General features: G+C 69.0%; 10 protein-coding genes and 3 pseudogenes. 8 read left to right on the top strand and 5 right to left on the bottom strand.

Going from position 1 to position 14,855, the window contains the following annotated elements; translation table 11 throughout:
* The first annotated feature begins 43 nt into the window (after positions 1-43).
* The 3 genes from BZY54_RS11730 to BZY54_RS11740 all read left to right on the top strand — a co-directional run bounded on the left by BZY54_RS11730 (position 44) and on the right by BZY54_RS11740 (position 4,871).
* On the top strand, positions 44-1,156 hold the full coding sequence (locus tag BZY54_RS11730) for an ABC transporter substrate-binding protein (protein WP_341868681.1): 1,113 nt from the start codon (positions 44-46) through the stop codon (positions 1,154-1,156).
* A 354-nt stretch (positions 1,157-1,510) separates the two neighbouring features.
* Positions 1,511-2,719, top strand: coding sequence for an SDR family oxidoreductase (locus BZY54_RS11735; RefSeq protein ID WP_086725111.1), 1,209 nt, complete (start codon positions 1,511-1,513; stop codon positions 2,717-2,719).
* A 151-nt stretch (positions 2,720-2,870) separates the two neighbouring features.
* The gene (locus BZY54_RS11740; RefSeq protein ID WP_086725112.1) at positions 2,871-4,871 is read left to right on the top strand and encodes an oxidoreductase; all 2,001 of its coding nucleotides are present in this window, start codon (positions 2,871-2,873) and stop codon (positions 4,869-4,871) included.
* A gap of 253 nt (positions 4,872-5,124) precedes the next feature.
* On the opposite strand, the gene BZY54_RS11745 is transcribed toward BZY54_RS11740, so the two are convergent.
* Genes BZY54_RS11745 through BZY54_RS11755 form a run of 3 tightly spaced genes read right to left on the bottom strand, consistent with a single transcriptional unit; the run spans position 5,125 to position 8,485 of the window.
* Entirely contained in the window at positions 5,125-6,213 is a 1,089-nt protein-coding gene (locus tag BZY54_RS11745) for a 2-oxoacid:ferredoxin oxidoreductase subunit beta (RefSeq protein WP_086725113.1), read from the bottom strand.
* Positions 6,210-6,536, bottom strand: coding sequence for a ferredoxin (fdxA, locus tag BZY54_RS11750; RefSeq protein ID WP_086725114.1), 327 nt, complete (start codon positions 6,534-6,536; stop codon positions 6,210-6,212). Before fdxA ends, BZY54_RS11745 begins: the two co-directional genes overlap by 4 nt.
* The gene (locus BZY54_RS11755; RefSeq protein ID WP_244217106.1) at positions 6,533-8,485 is read right to left on the bottom strand and encodes a 2-oxoacid:acceptor oxidoreductase subunit alpha; all 1,953 of its coding nucleotides are present in this window, start codon (positions 8,483-8,485) and stop codon (positions 6,533-6,535) included. Before BZY54_RS11755 ends, fdxA begins: the two co-directional genes overlap by 4 nt.
* 120 nt (positions 8,486-8,605) lie before the next feature.
* On the opposite strand from BZY54_RS11755, the gene BZY54_RS11760 reads away from it, so the two are divergent.
* The 4 genes and pseudogenes from BZY54_RS11760 (at position 8,606) to BZY54_RS11775 (ending at position 12,443) form a co-directional block, all read left to right on the top strand.
* Positions 8,606-9,433, top strand: a complete 828-nt coding sequence (locus BZY54_RS11760; RefSeq protein ID WP_086725116.1) for an enoyl-CoA hydratase-related protein — start codon at positions 8,606-8,608, stop codon at positions 9,431-9,433.
* A 161-nt stretch (positions 9,434-9,594) separates the two neighbouring features.
* Positions 9,595-10,779 carry a thiolase family protein gene (locus BZY54_RS11765; RefSeq protein ID WP_086725117.1) on the top strand — a complete coding sequence of 395 codons (1,185 nt, stop codon included), beginning with the start codon at positions 9,595-9,597 and terminating at the stop codon, positions 10,777-10,779.
* Between the two features lie 455 nt (positions 10,780-11,234).
* Positions 11,235-11,589 (top strand): annotated as a pseudogene (locus BZY54_RS11770) (2-oxoacid:ferredoxin oxidoreductase subunit beta); the annotation flags it as partial.
* Between the two features lie 158 nt (positions 11,590-11,747).
* A complete protein-coding gene (locus BZY54_RS11775) occupies positions 11,748-12,443 on the top strand; it encodes a FadR/GntR family transcriptional regulator (protein WP_208640626.1) in 696 nt (231 codons plus the stop codon).
* Here BZY54_RS11775 and BZY54_RS53060 read toward each other — a convergent pair.
* Positions 12,444-13,414, bottom strand: a pseudogene (locus BZY54_RS53060) (IS200/IS605 family accessory protein TnpB-related protein); the annotation flags it as partial. It abuts the gene before it with no gap.
* Between the two features lie 80 nt (positions 13,415-13,494).
* Between BZY54_RS53060 and BZY54_RS55350 the strand changes: the two are divergent.
* A pseudogene (locus BZY54_RS55350) lies at positions 13,495-13,650 on the top strand (IS630 family transposase); the annotation flags it as partial.
* A gap of 148 nt (positions 13,651-13,798) precedes the next feature.
* Here BZY54_RS55350 and npdG read toward each other — a convergent pair.
* The gene (gene npdG / locus BZY54_RS11785; RefSeq protein WP_244217105.1) at positions 13,799-14,554 is read right to left on the bottom strand and encodes an NADPH-dependent F420 reductase; all 756 of its coding nucleotides are present in this window, start codon (positions 14,552-14,554) and stop codon (positions 13,799-13,801) included.
* Between the last annotated feature and the right edge of the window lie 301 nt (positions 14,555-14,855).

Raw genomic sequence — 14,855 nt, forward strand, 5'->3', positions numbered from 1 at the left:
AGGTATGGCCGCAGGGGCAGTGGCTGCGGTGATCGCTCTGACGATGTCCGCCTGCGGCTCCGATTCGGGAGGAGCGGTCGCGGGAGGGGGGCTTCCGGCAACAGTGCACATTCTGTCGATCAAGGAGATGACCGGTGCGGTGGCGTTCGCCGGTACCTCCGGCGAGAAGGGGCTGCAGCTAGCTGTCGAGGAGGTCAACAAGCAGAAGTTCCTGGGGTCCACGACCATCAAGGTGGACACGCAGGACAGCGGTTACAACGCGCAGACCGCGGCGAGCCTGGCCTCGCAGGGAATCGCGAACAAGAAGTACTCCGTGATCTCCGGACCGCTGTCGAGCCAGCAGGCAGCGGCCGTCGCCCCGCTTGCACAGAAGGGCAAGACGCCGACCGTGTTCGTGCAGGCGGCGAGCGACGGCATCCTGGTGGGGGACTACATCTACCGGGTCACGGCGCCCCAGCCCTCGTTCTATGCGGCCAACGTCGGGCCGTACATGCAGAAGAAGAACGTCAAGTCCGTCTCGATCCTCTACAACGCGGGTTCGCCGACCATCGCCGAACTCGCGACCAAGACGATCCCGGACATGGCGGCCAAGTACGGCTTCAAGATCAAGGCCACCAGCTCCGTTCAGCTCTCGACGCAAGACTTTGCCTCGCCGATCTCCAAGCTGGTCGCCACGAAGCCGGACGCGGCAGTACTGCTGCTGGTCGGCTCGCAGAACCCCGCCGCCATGACCCAGCTGCGCCAGGCCGGTTTCACCGGTGAGGTGTTCGGCAACCAGTCGTCCGGCGGCAACAACCTGAAGTCGGCGGGCAAGGACGGCGTGGGCGTGGTCTGGGCGACCGACTTCAACCCCGCGCAGGACGATCCCGGCTCGCAGAAGTTCGTCGCCGCGTACAAGAAGAAGTACGGTGAGGAACCGCTCGACTACGCGGCCGAGGCCTATGACTCGGTCTGGCTGATCGCGCGGGCCCTCAAGGAGGCCGGAAGCGCCGACCGGCAGGAGCTGCAGAAGGCTCTCGACAAGGTCGCCCAGGCTGGCTTCGAGGGCGCGCAGGGCACCCTGAGCTTCGTCAACCGTGACCTGCGGTTGCCCGGGGTGCTCGTGCAGTGGGACGGCAGCAAGGAAGTGATGCTGTCCAAGGCTGGGCAGCCCTAGCGCAGCGATCCTGAGGGCAGGCAATCCGGGCCGGGAAGTCCGGTCCGCGGCTCGGGGCAACCCCCGGGCTGCGGACCGGCCAACAAGTCCGCAGCGAATCTATACTAAACAATATAATAGATCTTGAAATGGGTCGCACCCACCCGCGAGCCGGAACCGGATTGAGCTGACCGCCGGAGTTCCGGACGCAGTGATCCGACGGCACCGACCCGAACAGTCGAGGAGCCGGGCGCAGTAGCCGGCAGAGCACCGCCGAGCCCCCGGTCACCGGGAGCCCGGTACAGCGTCATCGCTCGAAGCGAGCAGGACCTTGAACAGGGAGGACGTACACATGACCCGTCGACTGGAGGCCAAGTGAGCGGCGCGCCCATATCGGCCGCTGAGGCCGCCGAAGTGCTCAACCGCTACGCCCGGGCCGTCGACGAGCGAGACCTCGACACCCTGGCCGCCCTGGTCACCGACGATGTGCTGATGACCCGCGTCGACGGCGTCCGGCAGGGGCGCGAGGGATTCCTCGACGTCTACCGGGAGTTCGGCGGGCAGGACATGGAAGGCAGCCAGCACAGCGTCACGAACGTGCTGGTGGCCGAGGAGCACGACGAGACCGTCGTCCGCGCGTACTTCACGGCGTTGATGTTCGACCGCGCAGGCACCCGGATGGTGGTCGGACGCTACCGTGACAGCCTGGTCCGAGCCGATACAGGCCTGCTCATCTGCCACAAGCGGATCTCAGTGGACCGGGTGGTGCCCCTCCCGGCCTCGGACACCGCGTGGGGCGGCTCCGGGAGCCGGGACGGCGACCGCCCGGGGGTAGTCGTGACCGGGGCCGGCCGCGGCATCGGCGCGGCGATCGCGCACCACTTCGCGGCCGCCGGACATCCTGTGGCCGGGATCGACCGCGACGCGGACGGACTCCGGGCCACGATCGAGTCGCTGCCCGGAGAGGGCCACCGCGCCGTCGTCGGAGACGTCGGCGACGAGTCGGTGGTGGCCGCCGCGTGCGAGCAGGTCGCCGTCGGCGGCAGGCTGCACGCCTTCGTCGCCAACGCGGGCATTACCGGCCCCGGCGCCTCGGCGGAGTTTCCGGTGGAGCAGTGGGACCGGCTGCTGAGCGTCGACCTGACGGCCGTCTTCCTGGGGGCGCGGACCGCCTACCGGTACCTGGCTCCGGGCGGCAGCGTGGTCGCGGTCTCGTCGATCAACGCCAGGTTCGGTTTCGGCGGTCGCGCCGCGTACTGCGCGGCCAAGGCGGGAGTCGAGGGGTTGGTCCGGGCCCTGGCCGTGGAGTGGGCGAGTTCCGGGGTCCGGGTGAACGCGGTGGCCCCCGGCGCCATCTCGACGCAGCTGCAGCAGGACATGATCGCCTCCGGGCACGCGTCCGCGGCACAGTACCTCGACCGCATTCCGATGGCGCGTACGGGCCGCCCCGAGGAGATCGCCGACGTGGTGGAGTTCCTGGCTTCACCCGGCGCGAGCTACGTCAACGGAGCCGTCGTCCCCGTCGACGGCGGGTGGCAGGCCGCAGGCCTGCCCGCCGGCGAACCCGAGCATGCGCGCCCCTGACCGGCGGCGCCCGGCGCGGAGCGCGGGTAGGCCGGATCGACCCGGCGTGCCCGCGCTTCCCGGAGCAGAGCCCCGCGCTCCGGTTGACGGAGCGCAACCGATTTCCCACGTGTCACGCCTGTGGACAAGCTCGAACCAGGGAGGCTCAACGATGACCCTTCTTCCCGACCGACCCTCGAACGAGGCCGACGGCACGGACTCGGCATACCCGCACGTGTTCCGGCCGATCCGCATCGGCACGATGCACCTACGCAACAGGATCATGGTGCCGCCGCACGGGTCTGCGATCGGAAACCTGTGGGGTACCGAGGAACAGGCGGCCCGGCACATCGCCTACTGGGAGTCACGGGCACGGGACGGTGCGTCCTGGATCGACGGTGTCCGCGGCCGGGTGCGGAACCCGGTCATCCCCGGCTTCGAGACGCACGGGTACGGCGCGGAGACGATCGGCAGCTACCGGCAGCCGAACTACGTCGAACGCGTCCAGCAGCTGGTCAAGGTGCTGCACGACGCCGGCGCGGTGGTGACCTCCCAGCTAACCGTGATCGGCGGTGTCCCGCATTCCCCCGGCAGCCGGCTGAGCGCGCCGATCTACAACTCCCGTCCGCACGTGATGACACGCGGCGACATCAAGGAGTACGTCGACGAGTACCGGTTCTCCGCCCGTCAGGCCCGCAAGGCCGGGCTGGACGGCATCGAACTGCACCTCAACCACGACGACCTGCTCGAGTGGTTCCTGTCGCCGTACACCAACGACCGGGACGACGAGTACGGCGGTTCGCTGGAGAACCGCGCCCGGTTCGCGGTGGAGACCCTCGCCGCCGTCCGTGACGAGATCGGCACCGACATGACGCTCGGTGTCCGTCTCAACATGCGCCAGGAGGTGCCGGGCGGCTTCGACACCGGCGACGGGCTGGTGATCGCGCAGTACCTCGAGTCGACCGGGCTCATCGACTTCCTCCACGCGGTCATCGGCTCGCCGTGGGGCGACCCCAGCTACATCCAGCCGCAGTTCTACGAACCCGCCCAGTGGGCCGAACTGGCCGGTCAGGTCCGCAAGGCGGTGTCCCTCCCCGTCGTCTACGCCGGGCGGGTCAACTCCATCGACGTGGCGGAGCAGGTGCTCGCCTCCGGCCACGCGGACGTGGTCGGCATGGCCCGCGCCTACATCGCGGAACGGGACCTGCTGACCAAGGCGCGTGCGGGACGGCGCGAGGAGATCCGGCCGTGCGTCGGCGGGAACGACTGCATCAGCAGGCAGTACGCCGAGGGACTGCCCTTCGGTTGCGCGGTGAACCCGCACGTCGGCAGCGAGGTGAACGGACGATGGGGGAGGGCGGCGCGTCCGCGGCGGCTCCTGGTCGTCGGCGGCGGACCCGCCGGTATGGAACTCGCCGGCCTGGCCGCCGAGAGCGGTCACTCCGTGGAGCTGTGGGAAGCCGACCAGGAACTCGGCGGCCAGCTGCGGATCGCCGCTCAGGCGCGCAGCTACGAGCAGTACTCCCGCTACCTCGGCTGGCAGGCGGCCCGGCTGGAGCGGAGCGGGGTCGAGGTCCGGCTGGGCCACCGGGCGACGGCCGACGACGTGATCGCCGCGGGCGTGGACCTGGTCGCGATCGCCACCGGCGCGACCGCACACCGGCCCCGGATCGACGGCGTCGATCTGCCGCACGTGGTGCAGAGCCGGGAGGTGCTGCGCGGAGCGGCCGACGTCGGCCGGCGGGTGCTGGTCGTCGCCCAGGACGACCACCTGCCGCCGCTGAGCCTTGCCGACACCCTCAGTGCCCGCGGTCACGAGGTGACGCTCGTCTATGGACCCGCACAGCCGGCGCAGCTGCTCGGTCGCTACATCACTGGGGGGATCCTGGCCCGGCTCTACCGTCAGGAAGTGGTGTTCCGGCACCACGAGGAGGTGGTGCGGATCTCGGCCGACTCGGTGACGGTGCGCAACATCTACTCCCGCCTCAGCGAAGAGCTCTCCGGTTACGACAGCGTCGTACTGTCCTGCGGAGGCGACTCGGACGCCTCGCTCCACGCCGAGCTCCTGGGCAGAGTGCCGCATCTGCACGTGCTCGGGGACGCCTACGCCCCCAGGCGCCTCGTCTTCGCGACCCGGCAGGCCTACGCGCTCGCAAAGTCCCTCCTGGACTGAGACCGACGAAAGCGGCGTGGGACACCGATGCATCGGCGTCCCACGCCGCTTTTCGTGGTGTCGATCCGACGCCGGCCCGTACGGGCCGGCGTCGGATCGGGCTTGGACGCCCGGCCGGACCGGATTTGTCGCACAGTCCGGCCGGGCCGTTGGTGTCAGCGCCGCCCTATGACACAGGCCGGGGCGGGCGTGATGACGTGGGGCAGCAGGTTGATCGCGGGGCCGCTCCTGACGGCCCCTGCCCGCCGTCGTCTCAGCCGACCGTCCAGGTGTCACCACCGCCGAGCAGCGCGGCCAGCTGGGCCTCGGGCGTCTGGTCCGGCGCCGTCGCCGCCCGCGTGGCCGCAACCTGCGCCCGGGCCTGGTCGTCGTAGGTCGGACGCTCGACCTGCCGGAAGATCCCGATGGGCGCCTGGCGCAGCACGCCGCCGTCGGTGAGTCGCGAGATCGCGAAGGCCATCGTCGGGTCGGAGTTGTGCGCGTCGTGGACCAGCACGTTCTCGATCCCGACTTCGGCGACGAGGGCTACCTTCACGCCACCGGTCAGCGAGTCGCGGACGAGTCCCTTCGAACCGCCGGTCCCGAAGGCGATCGGCTCGCCATGGACCAGCGGGACGATCGCGTCGGCCTTGGTGTCACCGTCCTTGACGGCGTCGAAGGCGCCGTCGTTGAAGATCGGGCAGTTCTGGTAGATCTCCACCAGGGCGGTGCCGCGGTGGGCTGCCGCGGCCGAGAGCACCGAGGTGAGGTGCTTGCGGTCGGAGTCGATCGTGCGGGCCACGAAGGTCGCCTCGGCGCCCAGGGCCAGTGAGACCGGGTTGAACGGGTGGTCGATCGAGCCGACCGGGGTCGACTTGGTGACCTTGCCGGCCTCCGAGGTGGGGGAGTACTGCCCCTTGGTCAGGCCGTAGATCCGGTTGTTGAACAGCAGGATCGTCATGTTGACGTTGCGGCGCAGCGCGTGGACCAGGTGGTTGCCGCCGATCGAGAGCGCGTCGCCGTCACCGGTGACGACCCACACCGAGAGGTCCTCGCGTGCGGTGGCGATGCCGGTTGCGATCGACGGGGCGCGGCCGTGGATCGAGTGCATTCCGTAGGTGTCGAGGTAGTACGGGAAGCGCGAGGAGCAGCCGATGCCGGAGACGAAGACGATGTTCTCCCGGCGCAGCCCGAGGTCGGGCAGGAAGCTCTGGACGGCCTTGAGCACGGCGTAGTCACCACAGCCGGGGCACCAGCGCACCTCCTGGTCGGAGGAGTAGTCCCGGGCGGTCTGCTTGTCCGACGAGGTGGGGACCAGGTCGAGACCGCGGAGCCGCGGGATGTCGAGGTCCTGCAGGGTCATGCTCCTGCTCCTTCCGTCTCCAGCGCCTGGATCCGCGGGTGGTCGGCGCCCAGCGGGCCGTGGTTGCCGGCGCCGCCGGGCTGCCCGAGGCCGTCGAAGACCTCGGCGTTGATCGCGATGTAGTCGGTCCACTCGTCGGGGACGTCGTCGGCGTAGAAGATCGCCTCCGCCGGGCAGACCGGCTCGCAGGCACCGCAGTCGACGCACTCGTCGGGCTGGATGTAGAGCATGCGCTCACCCTGGTAGATGCAGTCGACGGGGCACTCGTCGACGCAGGCGCGGTCGCGGACGTCCACGCAGGGCTGGGCAATCACGTAGGTCATCGGAGGGCCTCTCGGCGGGAGGGGGTGTCGGACGCGGCGTCGATGAGTTCGTGGATGGTGTCGGCGAGTTCGGCGGCCTTGATGGGCAGGCCCCGTACGACGTTGAAACCGATCGCGTCGACGAGGTAGGTGCCGCGCAGCAGGAGCGAGAGCTGGCCCATGTTCATCTCCGGCACCAGCACCCTGTCGTACGAGCGCAGGATCTCGCCGAGGTCCTTCGGAAAGGGGTTCAGGTGGCGAAGGTGGACTTGCGCCACCTTGCCTCCGGCCGCACGGACCTGGCGGACCGCGGCGCCGATGGGTCCGTACGTCGAGCCCCAGCCGACCACGAGAACGTTCGAGCATCCGGAGGGATCGTCGACGACGAGCGGCGGCAACGAGTCGGCGATCCGCGCGATCTTCGCCGCGCGGGTGCGGGTCATCAGGTCATGATTGGCCGGATCGTAGGAGATGTCCCCGTGGCCGTCGCCCTTCTCCAGCCCGCCGATGCGATGCTCCAGGCCCGCGGTGCCCGGGATCGCCCAGGGGCGGGCCAACGTCTCATCGTCGCGGAGGTAGGGCCAGAACTCCTCGGTTCCGTCGGCCTTCGTGTGGTTGGGTCCGGTGGCGAAGCCGGGCTCGATCGCGGGCAGGCCGTCGACCGCGGGGATGCGCCACGGTGCCGAGCCGTTGGCCAGGTAGCCGTCGGAGAGCAGCATCACCGGCGTCCGGTACGTCACCGCGATCCGTGCAGCCTCGATGGCCGCGTCGAAGCAGTCGCCCGGCGACTGCGGAGCGATGACCGGTACCGGTGCGTCGCCGTTGCGGCCGAACATGGCCTGGAGCAGGTCGGACTGCTCGGTCTTGGTCGGCAGGCCGGTCGAGGGGCCACCGCGCTGGACGTCGACGACGACCAGCGGCAGTTCGGTCATCACGGCGAGGCCGATCGCCTCGGACTTCAGCGCGACGCCGGGGCCGGAGGTCGTGGTGACCCCGAGCGCGCCGGCGAAGGAGGCGCCGATCGCCGATCCGACGCCGGCGATCTCGTCCTCGGCCTGGAAGGTCGTGACCCCCAGGGCCTTGTGCTTGCTCAACTCGTGGAGGATGTCCGACGCCGGTGTGATCGGGTAGGAGCCGAGGAAAACAGGCAGGCCGGAGCGCACGCCAGCGGCGACGAGTCCGTAGGCCAGAGCGAGGTTGCCGGTGATGTTGCGATAGCGGCCAGGCTGCATCGGCGCAGGCTTGACGGCGTAGGTGATCGCGAAGGTCTCGGTCGTCTCGCCGAAGTTCCACCCGGCCCGGAAGGCGGTGAGGTTGGCGTCACGGATCGCGGGTGCCTTCGCGAAACGACGCTCAAGGAAGGTGACGGTCGGTTCCGTGGGGCGGCCATAGAGCCACGAGAGCAGGCCGAGGGCGAACATGTTCTTCGCTCGGGCGGCGTCCTTGCGTGAGATCCCGAACTCCTTGACCGCCTCGACGGTCATGCCGGTCAGGTTGACCGGGTGGACCTGGAACGCCTCGAGCGCGTTGCCCGGCTCCTCGAGCGTCGCGAGCGGGTCGGCGGCGTACCCCGCCTTCTGCAGGTTGCGCGCGGTGAATTCATGCGTGTCGACGATGATCGTCGCACCTGGTCGAAGGTCGGCGAGGTTGGCCCTGAGCGCCGCCGGATTCATCGCCACCAGTACGTCGGGGGCGTCGCCAGGCGTGAGGATGTTGTGGTCGGCGACGTGCACCTGGAACGACGAAACCCCCGGCAACGTGCCCTGCGGGGCGCGGATCTCCGCGGGGAAGTTGGGCAGCGTGACCAGGTCGTTGCCGAAGACGGCCGACTCCTGGGTGAACCGGTCACCGGTGAGCTGCATGCCGTCGCCGGAGTCTCCGGCGAAGCGGATGACCACGCGGTCGAGCTGCTTGACAGGCGTTTCGCTGGTGCTCATCGATCCTCCGTCCCATATATTGATGCGTATCATTAACACTATCATGTCAACATCTTCTGTCTATGCCCGAAGTCTGTGGCGTGGACGACGAGGGCCCTTCGTGAATCCGGGGCCGGGTAGTTGACGTGTCTGCACTGCCAGGGAGGCGCCCCGATGACCACTGTCCAGAGCACCGCGGCCGAGACCACGGCCACCGACGAGGAGACCGTCCTGGTCCACCACGAGCGGGGGGTGGCGGTCATCACCCTCAACCGCCCCCAGGTACTCAACGCCGTGACCCGCTCGATGGCCGTTGCCTACGCTGCCGCACTGCGCGAGGCCGACGCCGATCCGGACGTCCGTGCCATCGTCGTCACCGGGGCCGGGCGAGGTTTCTGCGCCGGAGCCGATCTCGGCGTCCTACGTCAGGGCGCGGACGCCATCCGCGACTTCATTCCCGCCACCGAGGACCTTCCCGACCTCGCGCTGCGGCTGCGCAAGCCGGTGATCGCCGCCATCAACGGCCCCGTCGCCGGCATCGGCTTCGCCTACATGCTCGGCAGCGATATCCGCTATGCCTCGCGGACCGCCTCCATCAGCACCAGCTTCGCCCGGCTGGGGCTGGTCGCCGAGTACGGTACGTCCTGGCTGCTGCCAAGGGTCATCGGTACCCAGCACGCCCTCGACCTCCTGCTTTCCGGCCGCACCATCGACGCGGGGGAGGCAGCCCGGATCGGCCTGGTCCACCAGGTCACCGAACCGGAGGAACTGCTGGCCCGGGCGGTGGACCACGCCGCAGACCTGGCCGCGCACTGCTCACCGGCCTCGCTCGCCGCCATCAAGTCCCAGGTCTGGGGCGATCTGGAGCGGCCACGCGCCGAGGCGCTCGACCACACCCTCGCCCTGATGAACGCCTCCTTCGGCGGCGACGACCTGGCTGAGGCACTCGCCGCCCGGGCCGAGAAGCGCACTCCGGGCTTCGCACCCCTCCCGCCGCGGTAGCGGGTGATGACGGCGCATGTTCGCCGCCTTCGGTGTGACGGATTCCGTCACGAAGGCCGGCTGGTGGCGCCCTACGATCCTCGATGACCTGCACGCGGTCGTCGACTCTCTTTGCTGACGGTTCATGCCGGACAGCGCACGCAACAGGATGGGATACGGACATGGCTGACGCAGAGAAGATCGTCGTTGTCGACGGGGCCCGGACTCCGATCGGGAGTTTCGGCGGGGTGTTCAAGGACGTGCCCGGCTTCGAGCTGGGCGCGACCGCATCGAAGGAGGCGCTCAAGCGTGCCGGTGTCGCCGCCGAGGACATCGACGAGGTCGTGATGGGCTGTATCGGCCAGGCCGGCCCGGATGCCTACAACGCCCGGCGGGTGGCGATCGCGGCGGGGCTGCCGAAGAACGTGCCGGCGTACACGGTGAACCGGCTCTGCGGAAGCGGCCTGCAGGCGATCTGGTCTGCGGCGATGCAGATGCGTTGGGGCGGGGTGGACTTCGCCCTGGCCGGCGGGGACGAGTCGATGACCCGGATGCCGTTCTACGACTTCGACGCGCGCTCGGGTTACCGGCTCGGCGACCGCAAGCTGGTGGACGGCACGGTGATGATGCTCACCGATCCGTTCCACGAGATCCACATGGGTGTCACTGCGGAGAACGTGGCCGCGAAGTACGACGTGTCGCGCCAGCAGCAGGACGAGTTCGCGGCGGAGTCCCAGCGGCGGGCGGCGACGCAGGCGGCGAAGGAGGCATTCACCGAGGAAATCGTCCCGGTCGAGGTCGGGGGCCGCAAGCCGTTCACGGTGACCGAGGACGAGCACCCCAGGCCTGGTACGACGTCGGAGACCCTGGCGAAGCTGCGGCCGGCGTTCGCCAAGGACGGTACGGTCACCGCGGGCAACGCCTCAGGCATCAACGACGGTGCCGCCGCGGTGGTGCTGGCTCGGGAGTCGGTGGCCAGGGACCGCGGTCTGACCGGCCTGGTATCGCTCGAGGCCGTGGCGACCGCGGCGATGGAGCCCGAGCTGATGGGATATGCGCCGGTGCTGGCGCTGCGGAAACTGTTCGCGCAGACCGGCACCACACCCCGTGACATCGACACGATCGAACTGAACGAGGCGTTCGCCTCCCAGGCGGTGGCGGTGATCCGCGACGCCAAGCTGGACCCGGAAAAGACCAACCCCTATGGCGGCGCGATCGCGCTCGGCCACCCGGTGGGTGCGACCGGCGCGATCCTGTCCCTGCGGGTGGCCAAGGACCTGATCCGCCGAGACCTCGAGCTCGGGGTCGTCACGATGTGCATTGGCGGAGGGCAGGCGCTAGCCGCGCTCTTCAGGAGGATGCGGTGAGTTCCACTCGCTGCGCGGCCCACGGGGAACCGACGACATGTAGTCGGCCGAGCATACGGCGGCAATGACCGAGCGCTTTTCGACTACGGCCGCCGGACGGGGAACGCTGTAAGCGCTGAAGTGACGGCGCGGCAGACTCCGGTTCAGGGAAGCGAGACCACGATCGTGGTCTCGCTTCCGGCATGTCGTGTCAGGACCCTCGCTCGGACGTTGTGGCCGGCGTGCTCCGGGACTTGCGGCGGGCACGGGCGACCATGCGGGGGCGCAGGGCGGCGGCGGAACGTCCCCTGACGGCGGAGACCCAGACGCCGGTGCCGTAGGCAACGTCGTCGAGACGGCGGGGCGATGCCGTAGCGGACGGGGCCGAGGCCGCTGTCGGTGTGGCGGTCCGAGAAGCGGGCCCCTTTGCTGTCGGCCCGCGTTGCCCTTTGCCCTCTACTACGTCATCGCGCTGTGAGGTCCTGATCCGCCTCGAGCACGGGCAGCCGATCCGCTGCGGCGGGGCGCCGGGGCGCGGTGCGGGACCCGGCCAGCGCAGATCTGAAGGTGGTCACGGCGTCTGCGGAGAACGAGGCCGACGTCCTGGTCCACGACGCGCACTCCGCCTCGCTCACGACGGCGTTCGCCCTGTCCCGGCTGGCCGATCCGGACACCCTCCACCACACGCCCATCGGGGTGTTCCGGTCCGCGGAGTGGCCGGTCTACGACACCCTCACGGCCGAGCAGATGGAGGCCGCCGTTGCCGAGCGCGGCCCTGGCGACCTGGCTGCCCTGCTGTGCAGCTCCGGCAGCTGGACGGTATCCGTGTAACGACCGCTGAAGCAGTTCCGCTCGCCTATACTTGATGTTCTTATACATCATTCACGAGTTATCGGAGGGCCGACAGGCATGCCGGACATCGCAGATGCTCGTCTTGGCGGTGCAGCGTGATCGCGGGGGCGAACCGGGCGCCGAAGGCGGCCATGTTGGTGGCGCAGCAGATCATGCGGGACGTGGTGCGCACGCACCTCAAACCGGGGGATCTGCTCCCGCCGGAGCGTGTGATGCTCGAGAAGTACGAGGCCGGGCGCGGCACGTTGCGCGAGGCCCTGCGCCTGCTGGAGTTCCAAGGCGTCATCGCCCTGAAGCCCGGCCCGGGCGGCGGGCCGGTGCTGCTGGACCCCGATGCCTCACATCTGGCCAGCACGCTGGTCCTGCTGATGCAGCTGAAGGACGCGCCGTTCCGGGCCATCATGGAGGCCCGTACCGCGCTCGAGCCGATGATCAGCAACCTCGCCGCCCAGCGCATGAGTGACGAATCGCTCGCCGAGCTGCACGAGACGATCGAGCAGATGCGCACTGACGACCAGCATTCGTTCCTCGAGGCCAACAAGCGGTTCCACGACATCATCGCGTGGTCGTCGGGCAACCCGCTGTTCGGCTACATGCTCGACTCCCTGGCCGGCATCATGGACGGCACGATCCTCGGCATCAATTATCCGAGCAACCGCCGCAAAGCGACCCTGAAGGCGCACGAGAACATCTTCGACGCGCTGCAGGCCCGTGATCCCGACGCGGCTCAGGAGCGCATGTACCAGCACATTCTGGAAGGCATGCGCTACGCGGAGCGAAAGTTCCCCGAAGCACTCGAAGAGGTCATCCCCTGGGACCGAGCCCTGGGCTGATCAGACACCGTTCCTCATCAGTGAGCAGGGTGGATCTTGGACCCGTCCCTGGTCACTGGGGGCATCCCGAACGGTTTGGATGTCCTGGGCGCCCGCTTTTCTCCGCGTCCGGTGACACGGATCGTGTCCGTGGTCCGGGGATGCGGGGGCGGGTTCCCTCACGCCCTCGGGTATCTGGTCGGGCCTGGGCGGTCCGTGCCTCCGACGATCACTCCGGTCGTCGAGGGGCGGTGACGTCCGTCGCCGGATCGGATACCCGAGGGCGCGCCTGCCGATCGCGATGCTCGCCACAGCGTGTCGGGCCGGTGAGGGGTTTCTGCCAGTGCTAGGTACCCTACTTCGAGGTGTAGGCGGGGCGACAGCGACGAGAGGGAAGTTCGGCGGCCATCGACACCAGCCATGCCCGGAGCCGAGAGGTGGGCATGCCGGAGATCAGCTTGCGGAACCGCTTGCGTCGTCCGTGCTCTTCGCGGGTCTTCTCCGCCGCGAAGTCGAGATCTTCGACCGCGATCGCCAGGCCGTGCCGCTTGGCGATGTGCAGCAGGTGAATGAGGGCGTGGCGGACCCGGGCGTCACGGTGCTCGGCGGTGCTGGACAGGTCGAAGGCGAACCGCGGCGGCGCGCCGAGGGGGTTGCCGTGGGCATCGAGGCGCCAGGCGGTGAGGTGGTCGGGGCCTGTGCCGACCCCCGACCATCCCCTTCGCGCGGGCCGCCGCCAGCGGCACGGTGATGGTCGCGGGATGATCCAGGAGGCGGTGAGGTACCAGCGGCCCCGGAGCACGTCTTCGTGGATGCGGTAGGCCACGGCACGGTTGGCGGTGATGCGGTCGCGCCGCTGCGGCCCCCCGGCGCGCCGCGCGGTGAGCACGTACCCCCGTGCGGGGCGTTCGCCAGATACGCCAACTGGGCGGGGAGTTGACGCTCACCTCGCCGTCCGGGGCGACGCGGATGGTCTCGTTGCCGTACCGCTTCGGCAACCCCTGGTCCTTGCTTGCCGCCCTTGGCGTCCACAGGCAGGGACAGTCGGGCCCCATTTGAAGGTCATGGATGGTTACGGCGCGGCTTACTGGCCAACGTCGCGTTCGCCGACGACAAACACCTCGAACGCACCCTCCGTTGAGGCCTGCGCCATATTCGCCTCGACCTCATCGACAGCTGCCTTGCCGGCACCGGACTCACCCTCACCCACCATCCGACAACACTCCGAATAAGGTCAGCAATGAGCATCGACCAACTGAGGTGGGAGGTTGGCGTGGGTCGCGGGCGGGTGTTCGTGCCGATCGAGGCGTGATCGGTAGGAGTGATCGACCGTCAGCGCTGGATCTTGGCGTTCGACAGTACCCGAGAGACGGGGCTCACACGTCGGTCATGCGCAGTCCCGCGTGGGCCTTGTAGCGGCGGTTCACCGAGATCAGGTTCGCGACCAGGGACTCCACCTGGTGGGCATTGCGCAACCGTCCCGCGTAGATGCCGCGCATGCCGGGGATGCGGGATGCCAACGCTTGTACGATATCGGTGTCCGCGCGGGTGTCGCCGAGCACCATCACGTCCGTGTCGATCTCGTTGATCTCCGGGTCTTGCAGCAGGACGGCCGACAGGTGGTGGAAGGCCGCCGTGACCCGCGAGTCCGGGAGCAGCACGGCCGCCTGCTCCGCGGCACTGCCCTCCTCCGGGCGAATCGCGTACGCGCCCTTCTTGTCGAAGCCCAGCGGGTTGACACAGTCGATCACCAACTTGCCAGCGAGATCATCGCGCAGGACGTCCAGGGTCTTGGCGTGGCCCTCCCACGGTACGGCGACGATCACGACGTCGCTGCGTCGTGCGCACTCGGCGTTTTCAGCGCCCTCAATACTGAGGGCCAGGTCGTCGGCGATGGCCTGTGCGCGCTCGGCGGCGCGCGAGCCGATGATCACTTTCTGGCCGGCCCGGGCCAGCCGGTAGGCCAGTCCGCGGCCCTGGTCACCGGTGCCGCCGAGCACGCCCACCACCAGGTCTGACACGTCGGGCTGCTTCCATGGGTCCGTCCCCGGGGTCGTCTTCAGCTCATCAGCGATTCCCTGGGACGGCGCAGATCGCTCTGCAGGGGTGTCCATCATCACGAGATCTTCCATTCTCGAAAGGACGCCTGTCAGCGGCTCGGGTTGCGGTCATGACGATTACGGCCACTTCCCGGCTGTGTCGACCATGGCCACGTTGAGAGGCGCGCATCTTCGGCGGGAAATCTGGCCCGGCGTCTGACCGATGAGGCGATACCAGGCAGTGAGGCTCTTTGGATAGGGCAAGTCTTTGCGAAGTGTCGGCCGCACCGCGACGGTGGTGGCCGACTGCATCATTTTTGTCGCTTGTCGTGCTTGCGGACTCGGTCAGCCTCTGCTGCTGATTTCGGCCGTCAGCTGGGGGACGACGTCGAAC

Source organism: Streptomyces carpinensis, assembly GCF_002154505.1.
GTDB classification, from domain to species: Bacteria; Actinomycetota; Actinomycetes; order Streptomycetales; family Streptomycetaceae; genus Streptomyces; species Streptomyces carpinensis.